General features: G+C 67.4%; 24 protein-coding genes, 1 pseudogene and 1 riboswitch. Of the genes and pseudogenes, 15 read left to right on the top strand and 10 right to left on the bottom strand.

The features are described 5' to 3' along the window. Window positions 1-113 precede the first annotated feature (113 nt). Window positions 114-1,784: a (2,3-dihydroxybenzoyl)adenylate synthase gene (locus KB201_RS07395; protein WP_211538737.1), complete on the top strand. Its 1,671-nt coding sequence runs from the start codon at window positions 114-116 to the stop codon at window positions 1,782-1,784. Window positions 1,785-1,950: 166 nt separating this feature from the next. Here the strand turns inward: KB201_RS07395 and KB201_RS07390 are convergent, their stop codons facing one another. Further along, window positions 1,951-2,298 (bottom strand): GNAT family N-acetyltransferase, encoded by a 348-nt coding sequence (locus KB201_RS07390; RefSeq protein WP_058251372.1) that lies wholly within the window; start codon window positions 2,296-2,298, stop codon window positions 1,951-1,953. Between the two features lie 210 nt (window positions 2,299-2,508). Beyond that, a riboswitch (TPP riboswitch) is annotated at window positions 2,509-2,623 on the top strand. Between KB201_RS07390 and thiC the strand changes: the two genes are divergently transcribed. Continuing rightward, on the top strand, window positions 2,615-4,303 hold the full coding sequence (thiC, locus tag KB201_RS07385) for a phosphomethylpyrimidine synthase ThiC (RefSeq protein WP_249145174.1): 1,689 nt from the start codon (window positions 2,615-2,617) through the stop codon (window positions 4,301-4,303). It overlaps the preceding riboswitch by 9 nt. Next, on the top strand, window positions 4,303-5,223 hold the full coding sequence (gene thiD / locus KB201_RS07380) for a bifunctional hydroxymethylpyrimidine kinase/phosphomethylpyrimidine kinase (protein ID WP_078111736.1): 921 nt from the start codon (window positions 4,303-4,305) through the stop codon (window positions 5,221-5,223). Before thiC ends, thiD begins: the two co-directional genes overlap by 1 nt. 88 nt (window positions 5,224-5,311) lie before the next feature. On the opposite strand, the gene KB201_RS07375 is transcribed toward thiD, so the two are convergent. Beyond that, on the bottom strand, window positions 5,312-5,701 hold the full coding sequence (locus KB201_RS07375; RefSeq protein ID WP_058251374.1) for an SHOCT domain-containing protein: 390 nt from the start codon (window positions 5,699-5,701) through the stop codon (window positions 5,312-5,314). A 192-nt stretch (window positions 5,702-5,893) separates the two neighbouring features. On the opposite strand from KB201_RS07375, the gene KB201_RS07370 reads away from it, so the two are divergent. Continuing rightward, window positions 5,894-6,958, top strand: coding sequence for an LLM class flavin-dependent oxidoreductase (locus KB201_RS07370; protein WP_211538736.1), 1,065 nt, complete (start codon window positions 5,894-5,896; stop codon window positions 6,956-6,958). Here KB201_RS07370 and egtD read toward each other — a convergent pair. After that, entirely contained in the window at window positions 6,939-7,928 is a 990-nt protein-coding gene (gene egtD / locus KB201_RS07365; RefSeq protein WP_211538735.1) for an L-histidine N(alpha)-methyltransferase, read from the bottom strand. The two genes, KB201_RS07370 and egtD, sit on opposite strands and share 20 nt — an antisense overlap. Then, window positions 7,925-9,238, bottom strand: coding sequence for an ergothioneine biosynthesis protein EgtB (gene egtB, locus KB201_RS07360; protein ID WP_211538734.1), 1,314 nt, complete (start codon window positions 9,236-9,238; stop codon window positions 7,925-7,927). The genes egtD and egtB overlap by 4 nt, the downstream gene beginning before the upstream one ends. 171 nt (window positions 9,239-9,409) lie before the next feature. Here egtB and KB201_RS07355 point away from each other — a divergent pair. Further along, window positions 9,410-10,135 (top strand): annotated as a pseudogene (locus KB201_RS07355) (Clp protease N-terminal domain-containing protein); the annotation flags it as partial. A gap of 158 nt (window positions 10,136-10,293) precedes the next feature. Here the strand turns inward: KB201_RS07355 and KB201_RS07350 are convergent. Further along, window positions 10,294-10,788 carry a DUF5709 domain-containing protein gene (locus tag KB201_RS07350; protein ID WP_058251378.1) on the bottom strand — a complete coding sequence of 165 codons (495 nt, stop codon included), beginning with the start codon at window positions 10,786-10,788 and terminating at the stop codon, window positions 10,294-10,296. A gap of 129 nt (window positions 10,789-10,917) precedes the next feature. Between KB201_RS07350 and KB201_RS07345 the strand changes: the two genes are divergently transcribed. Then, complete coding sequence (locus KB201_RS07345) at window positions 10,918-11,499, top strand: hypothetical protein (protein WP_175404303.1); 582 nt, start codon at window positions 10,918-10,920, stop codon at window positions 11,497-11,499. A gap of 4 nt (window positions 11,500-11,503) precedes the next feature. On the opposite strand, the gene KB201_RS07340 is transcribed toward KB201_RS07345, so the two are convergent. Next, window positions 11,504-11,929, bottom strand: coding sequence for a DoxX family protein (locus KB201_RS07340; RefSeq protein WP_058251379.1), 426 nt, complete (start codon window positions 11,927-11,929; stop codon window positions 11,504-11,506). A 222-nt stretch (window positions 11,930-12,151) separates the two neighbouring features. Between KB201_RS07340 and KB201_RS07335 the strand changes: the two genes are divergently transcribed. Continuing rightward, window positions 12,152-13,519 carry a M1 family metallopeptidase gene (locus KB201_RS07335; RefSeq protein WP_058251381.1) on the top strand — a complete coding sequence of 456 codons (1,368 nt, stop codon included), beginning with the start codon at window positions 12,152-12,154 and terminating at the stop codon, window positions 13,517-13,519. An 8-nt stretch (window positions 13,520-13,527) separates the two neighbouring features. Beyond that, the gene (locus tag KB201_RS07330) at window positions 13,528-14,796 is read left to right on the top strand and encodes a hypothetical protein (protein WP_058251382.1); all 1,269 of its coding nucleotides are present in this window, start codon (window positions 13,528-13,530) and stop codon (window positions 14,794-14,796) included. Window positions 14,797-15,088: 292 nt separating this feature from the next. Here KB201_RS07330 and KB201_RS07325 read toward each other — a convergent pair whose 3' ends face one another. Beyond that, window positions 15,089-15,943, bottom strand: coding sequence for a glycosyltransferase family 2 protein (locus tag KB201_RS07325; protein ID WP_058251383.1), 855 nt, complete (start codon window positions 15,941-15,943; stop codon window positions 15,089-15,091). Window positions 15,944-16,034: 91 nt separating this feature from the next. Here KB201_RS07325 and KB201_RS07320 point away from each other — a divergent pair, with 91 nt between their 5' ends. Then, complete coding sequence (locus tag KB201_RS07320) at window positions 16,035-16,736, top strand: glycosyltransferase family 2 protein (protein WP_058251384.1); 702 nt, start codon at window positions 16,035-16,037, stop codon at window positions 16,734-16,736. Between the two features lie 7 nt (window positions 16,737-16,743). Continuing rightward, window positions 16,744-17,097 carry a DUF2304 domain-containing protein gene (locus KB201_RS07315; RefSeq protein WP_058251385.1) on the top strand — a complete coding sequence of 118 codons (354 nt, stop codon included), beginning with the start codon at window positions 16,744-16,746 and terminating at the stop codon, window positions 17,095-17,097. On the opposite strand, the gene KB201_RS07310 is transcribed toward KB201_RS07315, so the two are convergent. Then, window positions 17,094-17,825 carry a hypothetical protein gene (locus KB201_RS07310; protein ID WP_211538732.1) on the bottom strand — a complete coding sequence of 244 codons (732 nt, stop codon included), beginning with the start codon at window positions 17,823-17,825 and terminating at the stop codon, window positions 17,094-17,096. The two genes, KB201_RS07315 and KB201_RS07310, sit on opposite strands and share 4 nt — an antisense overlap. A gap of 126 nt (window positions 17,826-17,951) precedes the next feature. Here KB201_RS07310 and KB201_RS07305 point away from each other — a divergent pair, with 126 nt between their 5' ends. The 3 genes from KB201_RS07305 (at window position 17,952) to KB201_RS07295 (ending at window position 20,369) form a co-directional block, all read left to right on the top strand. Beyond that, window positions 17,952-18,494: an EXLDI protein gene (locus KB201_RS07305; protein ID WP_058251387.1), complete on the top strand. Its 543-nt coding sequence runs from the start codon at window positions 17,952-17,954 to the stop codon at window positions 18,492-18,494. 133 nt (window positions 18,495-18,627) lie between these two features. Beyond that, complete coding sequence (locus tag KB201_RS07300; protein WP_058251388.1) at window positions 18,628-19,566, top strand: ABC transporter ATP-binding protein; 939 nt, start codon at window positions 18,628-18,630, stop codon at window positions 19,564-19,566. An 8-nt stretch (window positions 19,567-19,574) separates the two neighbouring features. After that, entirely contained in the window at window positions 19,575-20,369 is a 795-nt protein-coding gene (locus KB201_RS07295) for an ABC transporter permease (protein WP_058251389.1), read from the top strand. 57 nt (window positions 20,370-20,426) lie between these two features. On the opposite strand, the gene KB201_RS07290 is transcribed toward KB201_RS07295, so the two are convergent. Together KB201_RS07290 and rfbA are read right to left on the bottom strand one after the other, a co-directional pair. Further along, entirely contained in the window at window positions 20,427-21,044 is a 618-nt protein-coding gene (locus tag KB201_RS07290) for a dTDP-4-dehydrorhamnose 3,5-epimerase family protein (protein ID WP_058251390.1), read from the bottom strand. A gap of 52 nt (window positions 21,045-21,096) precedes the next feature. After that, on the bottom strand, window positions 21,097-21,972 hold the full coding sequence (gene rfbA / locus KB201_RS07285; RefSeq protein WP_058251437.1) for a glucose-1-phosphate thymidylyltransferase RfbA: 876 nt from the start codon (window positions 21,970-21,972) through the stop codon (window positions 21,097-21,099). A 130-nt stretch (window positions 21,973-22,102) separates the two neighbouring features. Here rfbA and rfbB point away from each other — a divergent pair, with 130 nt between their 5' ends. Beyond that, complete coding sequence (gene rfbB, locus KB201_RS07280; protein ID WP_211538731.1) at window positions 22,103-23,119, top strand: dTDP-glucose 4,6-dehydratase; 1,017 nt, start codon at window positions 22,103-22,105, stop codon at window positions 23,117-23,119. 100 nt (window positions 23,120-23,219) lie between these two features. Continuing rightward, the coding region (locus KB201_RS24820) for an NAD-dependent epimerase/dehydratase family protein (protein ID WP_249145172.1) at window positions 23,220-23,739 on the top strand (520 nt) is incomplete at its 3' end.

The raw sequence follows: 23,739 nt of genomic DNA, 5'->3' as shown, positions 1-23,739 counted from the left end.
ATAGGGAATCTTAGGGCAGCCTAATCAAACAATCCCCCGCGGGTCGACAGCCGGCCTCCCGCCCTGCATCGACCGGTAAGGTTACCCTATCCTGCCTGTGTTTGAATGAACTCATGCCGACGCATCTCGACCCCGCGACCGATCTGCTCGACGGTTTCGCTCCCCACACCGACGCACAGGCACAGAAGTACCGCGACGCCGGCGTCTTCCTCGACCGCCCGTTGTTCGCCGGCCTCGATCTGGCCGCCGAGCGAACTCCCGACTCCCCTGCGCTGACCGACGCCTCCACCGACGGGCCGCGCACGCTCACCTATGCCGAGTTCCGCGACGCCACCCTCCGTCGTGCCGCCGGTTTCGTCGCGGCCGGACTGCGGCCGACGCAACGGGTCGTGTTGCAGCTGAACAACTCCCTCGACTTCGCGGTCACCCTGTACGGCCTCCTACGCGCGGGTGTCGTTCCGGTGATGACGCTGCCCGCGCACCGGATCACCGAGATCGCCCATCTCGCAGCCGGTGCCGGCGCGGTCGCCTACATCGGTGAGGACGGCCGCCGGGGGTTCGACTATCGCGAGCTCGCGACCGAGCTGCAGTCACGGGTGCCCGACGTCGCGCAGGTCTTCATCTCCGGCGAACCTGGTCGATTCACACCGCTCCCCGACGCCGACCCCGCCTCGGTCGAGCTCCCGGCTGCCCCCGACGCCGGGCTACCCGCCCTGTTCCTCGTGTCGGGGGGCACCACCGGACTGCCGAAACTCATCGCGCGCACGCACGACGACTACGACCTCAACGCCCGGCTGTCCGCGGACGTCGCCGGCCTCACCGCCGACGACACCTACCTCGTCGCCCTGCCGGCCGCGCACAACTTTCCGCTGTGCTGCCCGGGAATCCTGGGCGTCTTCGGTGCGGGCGGCCACGTCGTCTTAGCCGACAACCCCAGTCCGGACAACACTTTCGACCTCATCGAGCGGCACCGCGTCACGGTGACCGCGCTCGTCCCCGCGCTCGCGCAACTCTGGTGCGCGGCGACCGAGTGGGAGCCGGCGGACATCAGCTCCCTGCGCCTGCTGCAGGTGGGCGGCGCCAAGCTGGCACAGTCCGACGCCGTCGCCCTCGACGCGGCCCTCGGCCCCGTCGTCCAGCAGGTCTTCGGCATGGCCGAGGGGCTGATCTGCTACACCCGGACCGACGACCCGCGTGACTTGGTGCACCAAGTGCAAGGGGCACCGATGTCGGAGCTCGACGAGGTGCGGGTCGTCGACGAGGGCGGAGCCGATGTCCCCGACGGGGAAGAAGGTGAACTGCTGGTGCGGGGGCCCTACACGATCCGCGGTTACTACCGCGCCACGGCGCACAACGAGAAGTCCTTCACGCCGGACGGCTTCTACCGGTCCGGGGACAAGGTCACCCGGCTGCCGTCGGGGCACCTGGCCGTGACCGGCCGCATCAAGGACACCATCGTGCGCGCCGGGGAGAACGTCGCCGCCGACGACGTCGAGGAGAACCTCCTCGCCCACGATTCGGTCCGGCAGGTCGCGGTGGTCGGGCTGCCCGACAACGCCCTCGGTGAGAAGATCTGTGCGGCAGTCGTGCTCTCGCACGAACACCCCCCGGCCCGACCACTCGAGCTCGCCGCGATCCGCACCTTCCTCGCCGACCGCGGACTCGCCTCCTTCAAACTGCCCGACGTGGTCCGCGTCGTACGCACACTGCCGGTCACCGCAGTCGGCAAGATCGACAAGAAGGTGCTCCGCGAGACACTGCTGTCGGAGCCGTCGGCGGGCTGAGCCGAGTCGGAGCCCGTTCCTCACACCGGCGCGAGGAGCGCGACCACCGCTCCATAATCCGACGGAAGCGCGTAACCCCTGCTCCCTGAGGTGCGAGGAGCGATAGCGACGAGCCTCGAAGGGTCCGGCGAGGAATGTTCTGGAGCCGCCGAGGCTTACCTTCGGATCACACCGGCGCGAGCGTCACGATCCCGGGATGGCCGTCGAGATAGTGCTTGGTGAAGGTGCACACGGGCCGCAGGCGGGCGCCCTGCTCGCGGGTGAAGTGCACGACGGTGCGGGTGAGTCGGGTGGCGAGACCATGTCCAGTGTACTCGTCGTAGAGCACGGTGTGTAGGACGGTGATGGTGGTCTGACCGTCGACCGTCTCGGTCGAATAGCCGAGCACGCCGACCAGGTCGCCGGCGACCCACAGCTCGAACCGGTCGCGGTCGGGATTGTGCACCACCTGCGAGATCTGCTGCAGGATCGACTTCGCCGACTGTGGTGGTCGCTGACGATGCTTGCGTAGCACCCGACCCTCCTCACCTCTTGATCGTGGACATCGGACCACTGACATGTGCCGTCCGAACCTCGGCATAGGCCCCGCTTGTGATCCGGGTCACACGGTACCTTACGGAACCGTAACTGATGACCCCGATCGTCCGGTCGTCGCACATCGAGACGGTCGCGCGCACCCCTACGACCCGAACGAACTCCGCGCTGTAGGGTGGCGGACGCACGACAACTACACCGCGGGGGCTCTCACGATGACCGAGGGCTGAGATGGCGACGGGCGGTCGCCGACCGCTCGAACCTGTCCGGGTAATGCCGGCGTAGGGAGACAAGCCATGGGCACACGTGTATCCGCGACTCGCGACGGCAGCGCACCCGCCGACTCAGGGTTCCTGACCCTCGGTCCGATCGAGGGCAGCACCAAGCACTACCTCACGGTCGGCGACCTGCGCGTCCCGCAGCGTCGTATCCACCTCACCAACGGCGAACACCTCGACGTCTACGACACCTCGGGTCCGTACACCGATCCGACGGCGCGCATCGACGTCGAGAAGGGCCTCGCCCCCACCCGCGACAACTGGCGCCGCCCGGAACCGGTCGACGGCGCGAGCACCCAGCTAGCTTGGGCGCGGGCCGGGATCATCACCGAAGAGATGCGGTTCATCGCCGCCCGAGAGGGCATCGACCCCGAACTGGTCCGGTCGGAGGTGGCGATCGGGCGAGCGGTCATCCCGGCGAACCACCGGCATCCGGAGTCCGAACCGATGATCATAGGCAAGAACTTCGCGGTGAAAGTCAATGCGAACATCGGTAATTCGGCGGTGCGCAGCTCGATCTCCGACGAGGTCGAGAAGATGGTGTGGGCCACCCGCTGGGGCGCCGACACGATCATGGATCTCTCGACCGGCGCCGACATCCACACCACCCGCGAGTGGATCATGCGTAACTCGCCGGTCCCCGTGGGGACGGTTCCGATCTACCAGGCGCTGGAGAAGGTCAACGGCGATCCCGCCTCGCTGACCTGGGAACTGTATCGCGACACCGTGATCGAGCAGGCCGAGCAGGGTGTCGACTACATGACCGTGCATGCCGGTGTCCTGCTGCGCTACGTTCCGCTGACCGCGAAGCGGGTGACGGGCATCGTCTCGCGCGGCGGTTCGATCATGGCGGCCTGGTGTCTCGCGCACCACCGGGAGTCGTTCCTGTACACGCACTTCGACGAATTGTGCGAGATCTTCCGCCGCTACGACATCACGTTCTCCCTCGGCGACGGCTTGCGCCCCGGATCGATCGCCGACGCGAACGACGAGGCCCAGTTCGCCGAACTCCGCACTCTCGGCGAGCTGACCGCGATCGCCAAATCGCATGGTGTGCAGGTCATGATCGAAGGCCCCGGGCACGTCCCGATGCACAAGATCGCCGAGAACGTGCGCCTGGAGGAGGAGTTGTGCGAGGAGGCCCCCTTCTACACCCTGGGTCCGCTCGCCACCGACATCGCGCCGGCCTACGACCACATCACCTCGGCCATCGGCGCGGCGATGATCGCTCAGGCCGGCACCGCGATGCTGTGCTACGTGACTCCGAAAGAGCATCTAGGACTTCCGGACCGCGACGACGTCAAGGTCGGCGTGATCACGTACAAGATCGCGGCGCACTCGGCCGACCTGGCCAAAGGCCACCCGCGGGCACAGGAACGCGACGACGCACTGAGCGAGGCGCGCTTCGAGTTCCGCTGGACCGACCAGTTCAATCTCGCCCTCGACCCCGACACCGCGCGCGCATACCACGACGAGACGCTGCCCGCCGAGCCCGCGAAGACCGCCCACTTCTGCTCGATGTGCGGACCCAAGTTCTGCTCGATGCGGATCTCGGCGGACGTCCGCGCCTACGCCGAGGAGCACGGTCTCGTCACCACGGACGACATCGACCGGACTATCGCCGAGGGCATGGCCGCGAAGTCGGCCGAGTTCGCCGAGGCCGGTAACCGCGTGTACCTCCCGCTCCAGACGACCGGCGGCGCCTGATGCGCACAGACGACGCACGACGACGCACAGTCGACGCGAATCAGCGCACGGTCGACGAACAGGCCTACACGGGACTCCCGCTGTCACCGCCCGGAACGGCCCCGGTACGGGTCCTGACGATCGCGGGTTCGGACTCCGGCGGGGGCGCGGGAATACAGGCAGACATGCGCACCTTCGCCCTGCTCGGGGTGCACGGGTGTGTCGCGGTGACCGCGGTGACGGTCCAGAACTCGGTAGGCGTGAGCGGGTTCGAGGAGATCTCACCGCAGACCGTGGCGGCGCAGATCGACTCCGTGTCCGGTGACATCGGTGTGGCCGCGGCGAAGACCGGGATGCTCGCGTCGGCGCCCATCATCGAGGCCATCGTCGAGCAGTGCCGCACGAGCGGAATCGGCCGGGACACATCCGTTCCGCTGGTGGTCGATCCGGTGTGCGCGTCGATGCACGGCAACCAGCTGCTCGCCGACTCGGCACTCGACACCCTGCGGCACAGCCTGTTTCCCCTCGCGACGGTGGTGACACCGAACCTGGACGAGGTCCGGCTCATCACCGGCATCGCGGTCACCGATGCCGCGTCGCAGCGCGACGCGGCCAGGGCACTGCTCGATCTCGGGCCGCGCTGGGCGCTGGTGAAAGGCGGGCACCTGCGAACCTCGGACCACTCCCCCGATCTGCTCTACGACGGCGACCAGTTCATCGAGCTCAGCCACGAACGCATCGACACCCCGCACGACCACGGCGCCGGCGACACCCTCGCCGCCGCGATCGCATGCGCGCTGGCCCACGGGCACGACGTTCCCGCGGCGGTCGGCTTCGGCAAGGACTGGGTGACCCGCTGCCTGGCGGCCGCGTATCCACTGGGCGCCGGCCACGGTCCGGTCAATCCGCTGTGGCGTGTGGGCGTCGGGTCGGCGGACTGACGCGACGCCGGTCCCGAACCGGAGAACAGACAACGCTCCCCGACGGCGACCGGCGCCATCGGGGAGCGTTGTCTGTGTCGAGGGACCGTCAGGCGGTTCCGCTGAGGGCCTTGCTCTTCAAGTGTTCGAACTCCTGAGGGGTGATCGCGCCCGAGTCGAGCAGGTTCTTCGCGTCGGCGATCTGCTGGGTCGGTGAGGTGCCTGCGACGGACCGGATGTACTCGTCGGACGCCTGCTTGGCCTCGCTGTACGCCTCACGCTGACGCTCGGCCATCCCCTTGCCCTTCGCGAGCAGGTACACGATGGCGGTGATGTACGGGAAGATGATCAGGAAGACCACCCACGCCGCCTTCGCCCACCCCGAAGCCGCCTTGTCGCGGAACAGGTCGCTGATGATGTGCCACAGGACGATCAGGTATGCGACGAACGCGAAGATGACGATCGTGTACCAGATGAAGTCCCAGAATGAATCCCACATCGGAGTGTCTCCCTTGTCTAGAAGAATCGGCGCTCGCACGCCGAGCACATGAACCGGTATGAAGCATTACACAGCACCGACCTCGACACCGTGACGAACTGGAAAGATGTTCGTGAAATCGTGTGAAGAGACCAATGCGGGCGCAATTCCTCCGATTTCGCCCCGCACGATCACAACTTCGCGAAGGGCGACATGAAATCTCACCCGGTAGGTATCGAGAAGGTCGAGCTCGGTCTCGACACGTTCGGGGACATCACCGCCGAACCCGACGGCACATTGCGCTCGGGGTCGCAGACCCTGCGCGATCTGCTCGAGCAGGCCATCCTCGCCGACGAGGTGGGCGTCGACTTCCTCGGTGTCGGTGAGCATCACCGCGACGACTACGCGGTGTCGGCACCCGAGGTCGTACTCGGCGCGATCGCGGCGCGCACCACGCGGATGCGTCTCGGTTCGGCCGTCACCGTCCTGAGTTCCGATGATCCGATCCGCGTGTTCCAGCGGTTCTCGACAATCGATGCGTTGTCGTCGGGTCGCGCCGAGGTGATCCTCGGGCGCGGGTCGTTCACCGAGTCGTTTCCGCTGTTCGGTTTCGACCTCTCCGATTACGAGGAACTGTTCAGCGACAAGCTGGCCCTGTTCGCCGAACTGCGCACCGGCCGACCGGTCTCCTGGTCGGGTTCCACGCGCAGTCCGCTGCAGTCCCAGACGGTCTACCCCGAACTCGAGAACCCTCCCCTGCCGACGTGGATCGCGGTCGGCGGCAGCCCGGAGTCGGTGGTACGTGCCGCGTCGTACGGCCTGCCGCTCATGCTCGCGATCATCGGCGGCGACCCGCTGCGCTTCAAGCCGTACGTCGATCTCTATCACCGTGCCCTGCGCGAGATGGACAAGCCGCTATTGCCCGTCGGCGTGCACTCACCGGGACATGTCGCCGACACCGACGCGCAGGCACGCGACGCCCTATGGCCGCACTACCGCGAGTACGTCGGACGCATCGGTCGCGAACGCGGTTGGCCGCCGCCGACCCGCATCGAGTTCGAGCGGTCGACGGGACCCGGCGGCTCGCTCTACGTCGGGTCGCCCGACACCGTTGCCCGCAAGATCGCGTCGACCGTCCAAGCACTGGGACTGAGCCGATTCGACCTGAAGTATTCGCACGGGACACTCGGCCACCCCGAGCTCATGCGCAGCATCGAACTCTATGGAACGCAGGTCATCCCGCGGGTGCGCGAACTGCTCAGCGTCGGGTCAGGGTGAGCTGGAAGTCGCCAGCGGGATCGGTCCACGCCGACACGACGGACAGTCCGGCCGACTCGAGTTCTTCCGCGAGCGCCCCGGGCTGGAACTTGGTGCTGATCTCGGTGTGGATCTCGGTTCCCGCGGGCACCCGCCACGATCGGCCCAGCACACCGAAGTACGCGTCGATGTCCCGCCGGGCGCGAAGCCACATCTCGACGCGGTGCTCGCCCGGATTCCAGCGGGCGATGTGTTCGAAGTCGTCGGCGTAGAGCCCGCGAGCGTCGAGGCCGGCACGGAGCACCTCGATCATGTTCCGGTTGAAATCGGCGGTCACACCGGCACTGTCGTCGTAGGCGGCGACGAGCCGCCCGGTGTCCTTGACGAGGTCGGTACCGAGGAGGAAGTAGTCACCCGGGGACAACGAGCCGACCATCGAACGATAGAACTCCGCGCGCGCAGCAGGATCGAAGTTGCCGATCGTGCCACCGAGGAACACCGCGAGGCGCGGGCCGTCGGCGGGCGGGAGATCCAGGTCGGGCTCGGTGAAGTCGGCGACCACGGGGACGACGTCGATCCCGGGATAGTCGACGGCGAGCACTTCGGCTGTCGTCGTGAGCATCTCGGTGCTGACGTCGACGGGGACGTAGGTCGGACGCTCACCGTCGGCGGCCGCGTCCACGAAGGCGTCGAGCAGCAGACGCGTCTTGGTCGATGTGCCCGAGCCCAGTTCGACGATGACGTCGGCACGGGTCGTCGAGGCGATCTCGGCCGACCGCGCGCGCAGGATCGCGGTCTCGCGGCGGGTGGGATAGTACTCGGGCAGACGGGTGATCTCGTCGAAGAGCTTGCTGCCGCGCTCGTCGTACAACCACTTCGTCGGGAGGACCGGCGGTTGCTGCCACAATCCCGAGAGTGCGTCTGCAGCAAGGCCCCCGATGGCCGTGTCCCCGGTGGTCGCCGTCACCGGGGTGTCGCTGTCGAGGCTCATCGGGCCAGCCGGAGTCCCGAGAAAACCCAGCGCGACGGCGCCGGGAAGAAGTTCCGGTACGTCAGTCGTTCGTGAGCCACAGGCGTCACCGCGCTCGCCCCGCGCAGCACATGCTGGTCGGACATGAACTTGCCGTTGTATTCACCCACCGCGCCGTTGGCGGGCACGAAGCCGGGATAGGGCAGGTACGCACTGGCCGTCCACTCCCACACATCCCCGATCATCGCCGCACCGACGCGGCCGGGATGACATCGGTCCGGGTCGAGCAGGGCCCCGCGCTCGGTACCCAGTGAGCCGGCAGCGATCTCCCACTCGAATTCGGTGGGCAGCCGGGCCCCGGCCCAGCGGGCGTAGGCGTCGGCCTCGTAGAACGACACGTGCAGGACGGGCTCGTCGGGCACGATCCGCCGCCGACCGGACAGGGTGTACGTCGTCCAGTCCGACGGGTCGGTGGAGCGCGCACCCGTTTCGTCGCGCCAGTATCCCGGTGCGTCCCATCCGGTCTGGCGGATGGTCGCCCACCCGTCGGACAACCAGAATTCGGCGCGCCGGTAACCGTCGTCGGCCATGAACTCCAGCCAGTCGGCGTTGGTGACCGCGCGGTCGGCTATCTCGAAGTCCTCGAGATACACCCGGTGCCGGGGGCCCTCGTTGTCGTAGGAGAATCCGCTGCCCAACGCGCCGATCTCGTTGACGCCGCCCTCGAACTGCCGCCAGCCCAACGCTTTCGCGATGCCCGGTTCGTCGGGTTCGCGATCGACGTACACCGGCCCGAACGTATTGGTGGAGAAGAGATGCTTGATGTCCATGAGCAGCAGCTCTTGGTGCTGCTGTTCGTGATTGAAGCCGAGTTCGACGAGTTCGAGTGCGGCCTCGTCGAGGTCGCCGCGCTCGAGGAGATCCACCATCGCGGCGTCGACATGCTCGCGGTAGCGGGTCACATCGCGGACACCCGGCCGCGTGACGAGACCGCGATCAGGTCGTGGATGCCGTTCTCCCACAGCCTCGTAGTAGCTGTTGAACAGGTACCGGAACGTGTCGTCGTAGACCTTGTACGCGGGGTCACGCCGCAGGATGAACTCCTCGAAGAACCAGGTGACGTGCGCCCGGTGCCATTTCGCCGGGCTCGCCTCGGTCATCGACTGCGGTGTCTGGTCCTCGGGCGAAAGCCGTTCGGACAGCGTGTCGGTCAGGGCGCGGACGTCGAGGTAGCGACGCGCGACATCGGTGACGACACCGTTCGCCGGCGGGCCCTCGGCGGACCGGGTGTCTGTGGACTGGGGACGAACCGACGGTTCGGTGATGCTCACTGGATAACCTCCCGTGGCAAAGCCTGGAGCGGCCGGCGACGACTTCGCCGGTCTCCGCATACATCGTCATGACGCTTGCCGTTCCTGTCAACGCACAGGCTCTTATCGGCCTCGACGTGTCGTCGTCAACTCGGGGTTGACGCGATCGACTCGTCAACCTACGGTTGACGCATGCCCCAGAATTCAGTCACCATCCGTCTCGACGACCTGATCCATGCCATCCGCAAGGTCCACGACGACCCGCTGGACCAACTCTCCGACGCGGTGGTCGCCGCGCAGCACCTGGGCGACATCGCCGACAGCCTGATCGGTCACTTCGTCGACCAGGCCCGCCGCTCGGGAGCATCGTGGACCGCGATCGGCACCAGCATGGGCGTGAGCAAACAGGCCGCTCAGAAGCGGTTCGTCGACCGCGTGTCGTCCGCGGGCGAGAACAATGCACCCGGCGCGGACAACCCGTTCTCGCGTTTCACGCCCCGGGCCGCGAACGTACTGATGGCCGCGAACGCGGCAGCGGCCGCGGGCCGTGCCGAGCACGTGACCCCGGCCCACATCGCGCAGGCCCTCCCGGCCGAACCGGAGTCCCTCGTGTTCCATGTGTTGCGGGACTCCGGCGTCGACGCCGACGCCTGGCGTGCGGCCATCGCGCCGCTGCTCCCGGCACCGCGGGACATCGCCGACGACGAAACAACGAGCGTGGTGCCCTACGACGACGCGTCGAAGTCGGTCCTGGAGTCGACCGTCGCTGCCGCCCTCGATCTCGGGCACAACTACATCGGCACGGAGCATCTCCTGCTCGGCTTCTTCGCCGATGGCACGCTTGCCGAGGCGTTGAGCGGGCTGGGCCTCACGGCCGACGCCGTCCGCTCGACCATCGTCGCGACGCTGGCGCAGGTATTGGAGCAGCCCGGCGCCGGGAGCGAAGCGAGCGGGCCGAATCAAACCGGCGCCGGGAGCGAAGCGAGCGGACCGAATCAAACCGGCGCCGGGAGCGAAGCGAGCGGGCCTAATCAAACCGGCGCCGGGAGCGAAGGGAGCGGGCCGAACCAGACCGACTAGTCCGAATCGGAGATGTAGTGCACCGCAGCCTCTTCCGCGGAGGCTCCGGCGCCGTCGATCCCGGCGTCCTCGGCGACGGCGTCCGACTCGGTGTCGATACCTGATCCGGCGTCCGGGGCGATGAGACGTCCGGCGCGGCGGTCCCCGACCTCGTCGTCTTCCTCGAACTCGTCGTCACGATCGGAATCGTGTGCGCGCCAGTCGGTCCGCGCACGTTCCTCGGCGGTGATCTCGTCGAGCGGATCGACCGCTCCGACGTCGGGTTCCTCTTCGGCCAGCCGCTCGTCGAGCGTCTCGCCCTCGGCCTGTTCCCGGGAGGTCAGCCCGTGGACGGCACCCTTGGGCGCATAGTCGGGCGGTGAGTACCCCTCGTCGAGGACGTCGTCGACGCCGCGGTCGTCCAGAGTGTCCTCCGGCTGCAGTTGGTCGTCCTCGTCCAGGCTGTACTCGCCGTCCGAACCCTCCGGAGTGCTACCGATGTCGTCCTTCATCCTTGCCACGATGCCAGCCCGCCGGGAGTCCCGCCAGGACGACCCGATGGTGTTACCTGGCCGGCCGGTGTCGGTCGTGCTCACCCGGTTCGGCCGAATCGCCGATGCCGGGGTGCCGGATCGGCGACAATGTCGAGGGTGATCGAGGAAATGCAGGCCGAGGCCCGGGCGCTGCTCTCGGCCGGTGAATACGACCACGCGCTGGCCGAGTTCTCCGTGCTCCGCGAGATCAGGTCGCGCCGCGAGGGACCGTATTCGGTGATGTACCTGTCCAATCTGCACGACTGCGTCCGCTGCATGTCCCATCTCATGCTGTGGTCCGACGCCAGCCACCTGTGTCGTGAACTGCACGGCAAGTACGTGCGCACGCACGGGCGCGCCGAAGCCGACACGGTCGACGTCGCGAAGCACTGGGCCTGGGCGCTCGTGCACCTGCACGACTATTCGCCGGCCGTCCGGTTGTACCTGCTGACCGCCGACGCGCTCTGGGAGTCCGATCCCGCCCAGGCGCAACGTCTGCTCGGCGCGGCGGTGGTCCACCGGCACGACACCGATCCCCTCGCGCTGATCTCGCCGGGGCTCATCGACGGTGTCGGACTCCGTCATGCCGACGAGGAACGGGAACTGCTCACGCGCCTGGTCGAGAGGTTGGCCGATGGTGGCGGCGCTCCGGCGAGCGCGGCCACCATCGACGGTCTGGCTCTGGTGTGAGCCGTCAGACGACGTCTCGGCGTCGGCGTCGCATGATGTAGCTGTCGGCGCCCATCCGGCCGGCCGACGTGTAGCCGACGGCCAGCAGGCCCGCGATCAGCGCGAGCGGCCACTCGTAACCGCCGTCCATGTTCCAGAACCCGGCGTCCCAGTGCACGAACACGATCGCGCCGATCATGTCGGCGATCAGCAGGGTCGCGACGATCGGCAGCAGCAGTCCGAGGATCAGCAGGATGCCGCCGATCAGCTCGACCCATGTCGCGTAGTACGCGGCGAGCTCCGGGTAGGGGATGTCCATGCCGGCCGGGCCGAATGCCGCCTTGGTGGCGTCCATACCCTGGGTGACCAGCTTCTGCCACCCGTGGGCGATGAAGATGATGCCGAGTATCAGGCGCGCGAGAAACTGCGCCACACTACCGAATCCGCTCATTCCGCACTCCTCGTATCGATCGGGCGGGCCGGCCGTGCCGCCGCCAGGTACTCTCTCAGTGTCCGGGACAGCATCGCCCCGTCGCGGGTGAACAGCCGAATCGAGACGTCACCACCGAACCGCAACCGCTTCGTGACCGGTCGCAGCGCGTCGCCGACGCGACTCGTCGAGGCGCGCCGCCGCACGTCAGCCCGCCGGGGCAGAACGGAGTAGGAGTCGAGAGTGCCGGGAAAGTCTGGGCTGGGTTCACGTGGCAACTCCGGGCAACCCGTGCTGGGGGCACCCGCCGACGTCCTCGATACATATCTGCCCGACAACGGCAATCTGGGCTATCGCATCTCTCGATACGATCTGGAACTCGAGTACAAGGTGTCGAGCAATCGACTCGAGGGCACCGCGATCCTGACCGCGACGTCGTACGCCGAGCTCAAGCGTTTCACCCTCGACCTGGCGAGCTCGCTGTCGGTGCAACGGGTGTCGGTCAACGACAAGCGCGCCCGCTACTCGCATCGTCGGCACAAGCTGACCATCACCCCCGACACTCCACTCCCCCCGGGCGGGGCGATGACCGTCACCGTCCGGTACCACGGCAGTCCGCATCCGATCCGCGGCCCGTGGGGTGAGGTCGGTTGGGAGGAACTGACCGACGGCTCGCTCTGTGCGAACCAGCCCAACGGGGCGGCGTCGTGGTTCCCCTGCGACGACCACCCGAGCGCCAAGGCGCCGTACCGGATCTCGATCACCACCGACAGCCCGTATCACGCGCTCGCCAACGGCGTCCTGGAGTCCAAGCGGGTCCGCGCCGCGCAGACCACCTGGGTCTACGAGCAGGTGGAACCGATGCCCACCTACCTGGCGTCGATCCAGATCGGTCAGTACAAGCAGATCTCGTTGGCGTCCAAACCGATTCCGGTCTCGGGCCTCGTCCCCTCGCGACTCGAGGAGAACTTCGGGGTCGATTTCGGTCAGCAGACCGAGATGATGGCGGCGTTCGTCGAGATGTTCGGGCCGTATCCGTTCCCCCGGTACACCGTCGTGGTCACCGACGACGAACTCGAGATCCCCATCGAGGCACAGAGTTTCTCCACCTTCGGGGCCAATCACTGCGACGGCAGCCGGCACGCGGAGCGGTTGATCGCCCACGAGCTCGCGCATCAGTGGTTCGGCAATTCGGTGACCGCGGCCCGCTGGCGCGACATCTGGCTCCACGAGGGTTTCGCCTGTTACGCCGAATGGCTGTGGAGTCAGCACTCGGGCGGCCGCAGCGCCGACGAATGGGCGCGTCACTACTACGCGAAACTCGAATCGTCGCCGGTGCGTGTGCCACTCGCCGATCCCGGTCCGCGCAAGATGTTCGACGACTGGATCTACAAACGCGGCGCACTCACCCTGCACGCACTGCGGCTGACCATCGGTGACGGCGACTTCTTCGCGCTGCTGCAGCGGTGGACCGACAAGTATCGGTACGGCTCGGTGACCACCGAGGACTTCATGGCACTCGCCGCCACCCACTCGTCGAAGCCGCTCAAGGATCTCTGGGACGACTGGCTGTTCACGCCCGAGTTGCCGCCGTTCCCAGGTCCTTCCTGATCCGTTCGATGACGACCGATCCGACGACGCCGGGTCCGGACGCCGGTTCGGCAGGCGACACCGACGCACGTTCACTGGGCCGGGTCACGATGGCGACGATCGTCGCGGCCGCGTCGGGGTATGTCGTCCTGCTCTTGGCGGCCAGGCATCTCGGGGCCGTCGGTTACGGCGTGTTCGCCGTGTTCTGGGCTGCCTACGGCCTGGTGACCGGGGCGCAGAACGGGCAACTGCAGGAGACGACGCGGGCGGTCCGGACCGCCGCATCGGAGGGGCTCGCCCGGTCGCGCCCGTTGCTGGTCAACGCGGGCATCGGGCTCGGCCTGGCCGTTCTGGTCGTCGCGACGTCACCGTTGTGGAGCTCACGGGTGTTCACCGCGGATCGCGGCCTGTCGGTGCTGCTGCTCGCCGTCGGCGTGGCGAGCTTCGCGGTGTACGCGCACCTGTGCGGAGCGTTGTCGGGGCGGCTGGACTGGTCGTCGTTCGCGGTGCTGCTGTCGGTCGACGCGCTGATCCGGCTCGCTGGTGCCGGTGTCGCGGTGGCGGCCGGCTGGGGCGTCACCGCGTTCCTGGTCGTCACCGTCGTCGGGTCGGTGTCGTGGTGCCTGCTGCTCGTGGTGTCGGCCTCGGCCCGCCGTGCGATCGGCGTCGCCGGCGACGTCGCGCCCCGACGTCTGACGGGCAACACCCTGACCGCGATGGCCGCCGCCGCCGCGAGCGCCGTCCTCGTCATGGGTTTTCCCGTGCTCATCAACCTGACCACCGACCTGCGTGGCGGCCCCGACGCCGACGACGTCCGGACGATCGGCGCGCTGATCCTCGCCGTCACCCTGACCCGCGCACCACTACTAGTGCCGCTCAACAGCTTTCAGGGTGTGCTGATCTCGAGGTTCGTCGACCGCCGGGACCACCGCCTCGCCGCGCTGGGTGCTCCCCTCGGGATCGTCGCCGCGGTCGGTGGCGTCGGGGTGACGGCCGCGTGGCTGGTGGGCCCGTGGTTGCTGCGATCGGTGTTCGGCGCCGACTTCGATCTCGACGGTGTGGTCGTGGCGATGCTGACGCTCGGCGCGACGTGCCTGGCGCTGCTGACGGTGACCGGCGCCGCCGCGATCGCCGCGGGCGCCCACCGCTGGTACGCGGCCGGATGGTGGGTGTCGACCCTGGTCGCGATCGCGATGTTGTTGCTGCCGCTCGACGTCGCGACCCGGACCTGCGTCGCCCTCGTCGTCGGACCCCTGGTCGGCCTCGGCGTGCATCTCGTCGGGGTGCTGCGGGCCTGACCCTTCGTGACGCTCGCAAGCTCGCTCCTCAGGGAGCATGGGGTCGGCTCGCAAACTCGCTCCTCAGTACCTGCGGCCTCGCGGCCGTCGTTGACCGAAAGAACCGCATAACCCCTGCTCCCTGAGGTGCGAGGAGCGCAAGCGACGAGCCTCGAAGGGCTGGTGAGGCGCGCTACGAGCCCTTCGAGGCTCGCTTCGCTCGCACCTCAGGGAGCAGGGGTTAAGCTCGCTTCGCTCGCACCTCAGGGAGCAGGGGTTGGGCTCGCCCACCCCCCAGGGAGCGCAGGCGCTCCTAGCTTCCGGACGAAATCCGCAGCCGGCCGAGGCCCGCGCCGACGCGGGCCGAGAGGTGGTTCAGCCTCGACGTCGCGTGCCACCTGGCGGCGCGCGCTGCCTTCGGCCAGCCGTGCGCCTCGCAACGCTGCGCTTCGTCGGCGAAGAATCGGTTCTCCTCGGCGAACCGCCGACCGTCGACGGCCTGCACCGAACTCACCGAGGCGCGGTGCCTGCGGTAGGAGAAGACGACCTCGGGGTCGTAGACCAGTGATCCGCCGGCGCTCGCCAAATCGACGAGGAGTGCGAGATCGAGGACGATCTCGAGTCCGGGCCGGAACCCGACCTCGCGCACGGCGGCGGTCCGCCACAACAGGGACGGAAAATAGGTCCAGTTGCCGTGGTACAGCGAGGTGGCCAGCCGTTCCCCGGACAGCACGGTCGCCCGCGGCGGCGCGAGAACCGACTTGATCCGGTCACCGAGCGGCGTGACCGGTTGACCGTTCTCGTCGATGACGTCGACGCCGGGCGCGATGACCGCGGCGTCGGGATGGTGGCGGGCCATCGTACGGACGGCGGCGAGGTAGGCGCGGTGCATCACGTCGTCGCACCCCATGACCACGAACCAGTCGGCGGTGACCAGCTCGACGCAGCGCCGGAAGTTCCCGTTCACGCCGAGGTTGGTCTCGTTGCGGAGGTACTGGACCCGGGCGTCGCCGAGCGACTCCAGCCATTGCCGCGGCGTCGGATCCGGGTAGCAGTCGTCGACGACGACGAGCCGGAGGTCCGGGTCGTCCTGGTCGAGCACACTGGTGACGGCTTGCCGGAACTGGGCGACGTCGCCGTAGAACGGCATCATCACGTCGATCGTCACCGGACAAGACTAACCAGGTCCGATCACCATGCAGCCCCCGAGGCGTGCCGGGCGGCAGACCCCGCGCGGAAGCGGGTTAGGGTTGTTGACCATGGCCGAACCCAGTACCAACGCCGACGTGTGGCTGGTGGTGCCCGTCTTCAACGAGGGCCAGGTGATCCGCGAGGTGGCGGCCAAGGCCCGCGAGACGTTTCCCAACATCGTCTGCGTCGACGACGGCAGCTCGGACAACTCGGCCGAGCAGATCCGGGCCGCCGGGGTGCATCTGGTTCGGCACCCGGTGAACCTCGGTCAGGGCGCCGCGATCCAGACCGGCGTCGAGTACGCGCGTCGCCGGCCGGGGGCACGGTTCTTCGTGACCTTCGACGCCGACGGGCAGCACCAGGTTAACGACGTGTCGGCCATGATCGAACGCTTACGACGCGAGCCGGTCGACATCATCGTCGGGACCCGCTTCGCCGACGGTCGCAGCGAATCGGTTCCGATCCTGCGCCGGATGGCGTTGCGCACCATCGTGTTCCTGAGCCCGCGCACTCGTCGCCTCGGATTGTCCGACGCGCACAACGGACTTCGGGCGTTCAACAAGACCGTGGCCGATGAGCTCGACCTGCTCATGAGCGGGATGAGCCACGCGTCAGAGTTCATCGCGCTCATCGATCACCACCGGTGGCGGGTGGCCGAACAACCGGTGACGATCCTCTACACCGACTACTCGCGGGCGAAGGGACAGTCGCTGATCAACGGGGTCAACATCGTCGCCGACGGCCTGTTCCACACCCGGGTGAGGAAGTGATGCCACGATGATCTGGTTCCAGATCCTCGCGATCCTCGGTCTGGTCGCGCTCGTCGGGTTCTTCGTGGTGAATCGAGGCACGGCCCGCGCGTCGGCAGGCGTGAAGCTGCTGTTCGTCGCGTTCATCGGCTTCGGCCTCTACGCGATGCTGCGGCAGGACGACGTCACATGGGTGGCCAACAAGATCGGCATCCAACGCGGCCTCGACCTGGTCCTGTTCCTCCTGGTCATCGCGTTCGCCTTCACGACGGTGTCGACGTATCTGCGGTTCCGCGACCTGGAGGTCAAGTACGCGCGGCTGGCCCGCGCGATCGCGCTGCAAGACGCGGAGCGCGAGAACCATTCCGGAACGGGCGACTAGCTCCGGACCGTCATCGACTGCGCCGCGGCCCTCCCCGACTCCAGCCGATTGTTCGTACCATTGGCGGCGGAACGGCTTTCGGCCGCGGCCACCTGGAACATGGTGGCGACGATGGAGGCGTACAACACCAGCTCACCGAAATTGCCTAGCCAGAGAACCGACATGCCCGCGGCCGCGGTGACCAGCATCGTCACCGAGCCGAGCAACAGCCAGAGCGACCGCACCTGACGCCACGCGGTCATCCCGATCGCGATGAGGATCAGCACGGTGCCCAGTGCGGGGACCGGCGGGCCGGCAGCGGCGGCGTTGGCGTACCGCAGCGCATCACCGTCGGTCGCCGGCGTCAGCTCCAGCGCCACGAAGCACTCGACGATCCCGACGACCACCAATGCGGCGACGAGAACGGCCCCGACCACGACCACCGGGCGACTCCACCGCACCCCCAGACGCCAGGCGAGCACGGCCGCGGCGACAACGATCAGCGGAGTCATCAGCCCGTGAATCCAGAAGCGCGGCAGGTTGATCGCGTACAAAAGGTCACCGAAGCCGACCATCCGGCCTACGGCAACTGCCACGTTGTCGAATGTCAGTGCCACGCCGAGCAGGACCACCAACCAGGTGACGGCCCCGCCCGACCGCCTCACGCGGAACGCACACGCCGTCAACGCGATCATCCCCAGCCCTATCGCGGCCATGATCGCCGAATTTCCGATCACTCCAGTGAGCATCTGCTCGCCACCTCCCATTGCTCAGCTTACTGAACGATTCGGAGCCGTCACCCTCACGGACTGCCCTCCCGGATGCAGTTTCCCCGATCCCTTGCGTCTACGTATACATCTACATATAGTTACCGCATGCCCAACAAGACCATCTACGTCTCCGACGATGACCTCAAAGTCCTCGAACGCGCTCAACAGGTGTCGGGAGGCAATCTCTCCGGCGCAGTCGTCGAGGCACTGCGCGCGTACGTGCGGGCAGCCGACTACCGCGACGCCGGTTACGACGAGGTCGTCCTGCGCGACGGTCCCGACGGAGTGCGTCGTAAACGGTTCTTCGGCAGACTCCTCGCCGAGGAGACCGAGTACGACGAAACCACCGGCAATGCAACCAAATTGACCGCTTACGAAGGGCGGACCGGCAAGATCGTCCTCGCGGTCCACCACGTCGACTGGGCGAACTACGGGGTGACACATCGGCAGAAGACCGGTAACTGGCTGAAAGACCTGACCGGCCTTCCCAGTGTCCGCAGCCTGTTCACCGCCGACCTACCCGACTGGGGCGACTACCGCGTCGACATCGTCGACTCTCCCGACCAGCTCAAACCGCTTGTCCCCGAACGCTTCTACGCACGTACTGCCGCCGCCCTCCGACCCGAGGTCGAAGACCTGGACGTGTAAAACCCCACCCGACCGCACCACTAGAACAACCGAGCAGTTCCCGGCGACGTCCATCAGGGACCGTCGTCTACCCACACATGCATATATGCGCATGAGTTTATTTCTAGTTTCAGCAACCACTGGGAGCACGATCATGACAACAACCGCCGTCCGCGCCTCCGGACTCACGAAGTCCTTCGGCGACCACACCGTCCTCGACGGTATCGATCTCGACGTACCGGCGGGCGCGGTGTTCGCCCTGCTCGGACCCAACGGCTCCGGGAAGACGACCACCGTGAAGATTCTGTCCACGTTGTCGCAACAGGACGCTGGTGAGGTGGAGGTCGCCGGACTCGATCCGCGGACCGACCGCGCCGCGATCTGCGCGCAGATCGGCCTGACCGGGCAGTTCGCCGCCGTCGACACGTTGCTGACCGGGCGGGAGAACCTCACCATGGTCGCCCGCCTGCGACATCTCTCGAAAGCGGCGACCCGCGAACGGGTCGACCGGTTGCTGCGCGACTTCGACCTCACCGACGCCGCGGACCGTCGGGTCGCCGAATACTCCGGCGGTATGACCAGGCGCCTCGACCTGGCCATGACTTTGGTGGGCGAACCGTCGATCATCTTTCTCGACGAGCCGACGACCGGACTCGATCCACGGTCCCGCCGCGCGGTCTGGGACACCGTCCGCGGTCTCGTCGCCGGCGGCACCACCATCTTCCTCACCACGCAGTACCTCGAGGAAGCGGATCACCTCGCGGACCGGATCGCTGTGCTCGACCGCGGCCGCATCGTGGCCGAGGGGACGGCGGCCGAACTGAAGCGTCTCGTGCCGGGCGGATACATCCGGATCGACTTCACGAACGCCGACGACCTCGAACGGGCGCGGTCGCAGTTCCCCTCGGCGGTCGACACCCCGGGCGAGAACACCCTCGCCGTCCCCGGTGGCGCCGGGATCGGCGCTGTCCGCGGCGTGCTCGCCACCCTCGACGACGCCCGGATCGACGCTGCCGGGATCTCGGTCCACACACCGGATCTCGACGACGTCTTCCTCACCATCACCGGCCGCACCGCCGCTACCACCAACTAGGAGAAGTCATGACCACCACGCTCGACCACACCCTGTCCGACTCCGCGGTGATGGTGCGCCGCAACCTGATCCGGCTACGGCGCTACCCCACAATGATGTTCTCCACGATTGCGATGCCGGTCGTGATCCTGCTGATGATGACCTACTTCTTCGGCGGTGCCATCGAGAGCGCCCTCGCCGCGGACGGACCGCTGGACGGCAAGTACATCAACTATCTTCTCCCCGGCCTACTGCTCTTCGTGCCGTCGTTCCTGACGGTGGCGGTTGCGGTCTCGGTCAATCAGGACGTCACCGAGGGCATCATCAATCGGTTGCGATCACTGGCCACTCCGCCGACAGCGATCCTGGCCGGACACTTCGTCGGCGCCCTCATCCAAGGTGTGGTCGCGGTCTGCTTCCTGCTCGCGGTCGCGTTCGCGATGGGCTTCCGTGCCGACGCAAGCCTTCTCGACTGGTTCGCGGCCGGCGGACTGCTCCTGCTACTGACCGCGGGCCTCGTGTGGATCGCGGTTGCCATGGGTGTCGTCGCGCCGAATCCGGAGAGTGCGAGCAACATGCCGCTGCCGCTGCTGTTCCTGCCCTATCTGGGCAGTGGGCTGGTCCCGACCGACAGCATGCCCAACGGTGTCCGCCAGTTCGCCGAGTACCAGCCGTTCAGTCCCATCGCGGACACGCTGCGCGGACTCCTCATGGGTCTCGACATCAGTGATCGCTGGCCGTGGGCGCTGGGGTGGTGCGTGGTGTTCCTGGTGGTCGGCTACTTCTGGGCGGTCACCGCGTTTCGGCGGTCCACTACCGGCTGACGCTTCCTGCCCTGCGACGTGTACGGCTGGCGCCGTGCACGTTTCGGCGTTCGCGCCTCAGTTCCGCAGCGAACCCAGGAAGTCGGCCACCTCGTCGTGGTTCGGCAGCAGACCCGACTCGCGCGCCTCGGTGAGCCCCGGTGCCGCGGTGTCCTTCGGCGAGAGTTCGAACTCCAGCGGTGAACCGTCCCGGGCGTGCGTCGGCCATTCGATACCCAGTTCCGGATCGAGCGGGTTGATGCCGTGCTCACCGGTCGGGTTGTATCCGGTGGAACAGAGGTAGGTCACGGTCGAGTTGTCGGCGAGCGCGCAGAACGCGTGGCCGAGACCCTCGGACAGGTAGACCGCACGACGATCCACGTCGTCGAGCAGGACGGTGTCGTAGGTACCGAAAGTGGGTGAGCCGACGCGGATGTCGACGATGACGTCGAGAATCGCGCCGGTGGGGCAGGTGACGTATTTCGCCTGTCCGGGGGGGACGTCGGCGAAGTGCACGCCGCGCAGCACGCCGGCCGCGGACACCGAGAGGTTCACCTGCGCGAGGTCGAAGCGGTGACCGATGGTCTCGGCGATCACGTCGGCCTTGAACGCCTCGGCGAACAACCCACGGGCATCGCCGTGTTGGACCGGGGTGAACTCCCACGCTCCGTCGATGGCGAGCGGGCGGACCTTCATGCGGACACCTTTCCCAGGGTCGGTCGTCGGACATGCGCCTCGGGGGCGGCGCTTAGAAACCCTTGCCCCGCTGCAACAGTTCGAGCAGGTAGTCACCGTAACCCGACTTGCGGAGTTTGTCGGCACGAGCCCGCAACTCCTCGTCGGAGAGATACCCCTGTCGCCACGCGATCTCCTCTGGGACAGCGATTTTGAGTCCCTGGCGTTGTTCGACGGTGCGGACGAAGTTGCCGGCGTCGAGGAGGCTGTCGAACGTGCCGGTGTCGAGCCACGCCGTGCCGCGCGGCAGGACGGTGACCGACAGTTTCCCGCGGTCGAGGTAGTGGGCGTTGACGTCGGTGATCTCGTACTCGCCGCGGGCGCTGGGCCGCAGGTTGCGGGCGATGTCGACGACGTCGTTGTCGTAGAAGTACAGACCGGGTACCGCGAAGTTCGACTTCGGTTGTGCCGGTTTCTCTTCCAATGAGATGGCGGTGCCGTCGGCGTCGAAGTCGACCACCCCGTAGGCCTCCGGGTTGGCCACCCAGTAGGCGAAGACCGCGCCGCCGTCGACGTTCTCGAAACCCTGCAACCGGCTGCCGAGTCCGGGTCCGTAGAAGATGTTGTCGCCGAGGACGAGAGCGACCGAGTCGGTACCGACGTGGTCGGCGCCGAGGACAAAGGCCTGCGCGAGTCCGTCCGGGGAGGGCTGGGTCTTGTAGGTGAGGTCGATGCCGAACTGGTCGCCGTTGCCGAGCAGGTTCTCGAAGGCCGGGGCGTCGTGCGGGGTGGTGATGATCAGGATGTCGCGGATCCCGGCCAGCATGAGCGTCGAGAGCGGGTAATAGATCATCGGCTTGTCGTAGACCGGGACGAGTTGCTTGCTCACCCCCTGCGTGATGGGGTGCAGCCGCGTGCCCGTACCGCCGGCCAGGATGATCCCTTTCATGGCGATCAGGGTAATGCCCGCGGCCTTTCGCGACGGCACGCGAGTCGCGCCGCTGCGCTCACCCGAGGCGAGCAGGTCGGCTCCTCGGTAGAGTGACTGCGACCATCGACCTCGACGAAAGGCGCCGCGCGTGCGTGTTCTCGTGACCGGGGGTGCCGGGTTCATCGGCGCCAACTTCGTGCTGCGCACACTGGCCACCCGCCCCGGCGTCTCGATCCGGGTCCTGGACAAACTCACCTACGCCGCCAACCCCGACACCCTCGCCCCGGTCGCCGATCGCGTCGAACTCGTCGAGGGCGACATCACCGACGCCGCCCTGGTCGGCCGTCTCGTCGCCGACGCAGACCTCGTCGTGCACTTCGCCGCCGAATCCCACAACGACAACTCCCTGGCCGACCCGTCGGCGTTCGTCTCCACCAACCTCGTGGGCACCTACACCCTGCTCGAAGCGGTCCGCGCCCACCAGGTTCGCTACCACCACATCAGCACCGACGAGGTCTACGGCGACCTCGATCTCGACGACCCGGCACGCTTCACCGAACAGACCGCCTACAACCCGTCGAGCCCCTACTCCTCGACCAAAGCCGGCAGCGACCTGCTCGTGCGCGCTTGGGTCCGCTCCTTCGGCGTGGCCGCCACCATCTCCAACTGCTCCAACAACTACGGCCCGTACCAGCACATCGAGAAGTTCATCCCCCGCCAGATCACCAACGTGCTCTCCGGGGTGCGCCCCAAGCTCTACGGCGACGGCCGCAACGTCCGGGACTGGATCCACGTCGACGACCACAACGACGCTGTGTGGACCATCATCGACCGCGGCCAGATCGGCGAGACCTACCTCATCGGCGCCGACGGCGAGGTCGACAACCGCACCGTCGTGGAAACCATCCTCGAACTCCTCGACCAGCCCGCCGACGCCTTCGACTTCGTCACCGACCGCCCCGGCCACGACCGCCGCTACGCCATCGACTCCACCCGCCTGCGCACCGAACTCGGCTGGACCCCCTCCTACCTCGACTTCCGCGCCGGCCTCGCCGCCACCATCGACTGGTACCGCGACCACCCCGGCTGGTGGCAACCCGCCAAAGAAGCCGTCGAACAGAAGTACGCCACCACCGAACGCGTCACCGGCACCTCCGCTGGTTGAGCCGGCCCCGAGCGAAGCGAGGCGCCGAGTCGAAGCCACCTGGTGACCTCCATGCAGTCCACTTGGCCCATTCCCAGGGTCGCCGCTTACGGTGGTCGTCATGCGCGTACTCGTGAGCGGAGGAGCGGGCTACATCGGCTCGCACACCGTCATCCAATTGGTCTCGGCCGGACACGACGTCGTCATCGTCGACGATTTCAGCAACGCCAAACCGGCCGTCGTCGGCCGGCTCGAGGCACTGACCGACCGTTCCATCCCCGTCCACGCCTTCGACCTCGCCGACGTCGACAAGACCGAACACTTCTTCGCTCACGAGGACATCGACGCGGTCATCCACTTCGCGGGGTTCAAGGCGGTCGGCGAGTCGGTGGCCAAGCCGCTCGACTACTACCAGAACAACCTCGGCACCACGTTCGCTCTGCTCCGCGCGATGGAACGCCACGACGTGCACACGTTGGTGTTCTCGTCGTCGGCAACGGTCTACGGGGCCGAGCCGCAGTTGCCTATGACCGAGGATCTGCCGACGTCGGCGACCAACCCGTACGGCTGGACCAAGGTGATGATCGAGCAGATCCTGCGCGATGTCGCCGCCAGTTCGGACGTGTGGCGCATCGCGGCAC

Origin of the sequence: Gordonia sp. SCSIO 19800 (assembly GCF_018132775.1) — a bacterium.
Classification (GTDB): domain Bacteria; phylum Actinomycetota; class Actinomycetes; order Mycobacteriales; family Mycobacteriaceae; genus Gordonia; species Gordonia hongkongensis.
Note: the sequence above shows the minus strand (reverse complement) of the source record. Positions and strands in the feature narration are given on the sequence as shown.